Below are 256 nucleotides of genomic sequence, written 5' to 3' on the forward strand. Positions count from 1 at the left end.
GATGTGTTCCGGCATCTGCACGCGCTGTCGCTACGCTTCCACCTCGAACGCCGCACCGGCGCGGTCACCAAGGTGGTCGAGCGCGGGACGAAGAGCATCGACACGATGCTGTACTTCATCCTGTTCAACATTGCGCCGACGATCCTCGAACTGGCACTGGTGCTCGGCATCTTCTGGTACAGCTTCGGCCCGTGGCTGGTCGCGGCGACGGTGGCGATGGTCGTCGTCTATATCTGGTTCACGCGCGTCGTCACCG

1 protein-coding gene is annotated in these 256 nt (G+C 62.9%); it reads left to right on the forward strand.

The genetic code is table 11. The annotated features are described in order from the left end of the window. Positions 1-256, forward strand: a 256-nt coding sequence (locus AC0IYH_RS32615) for an ABC transporter transmembrane domain-containing protein (RefSeq protein WP_471838496.1), incomplete at both ends; no start/stop codon positions are given.

Source organism: Pseudomonas sp. AC463, from assembly GCF_979253585.1.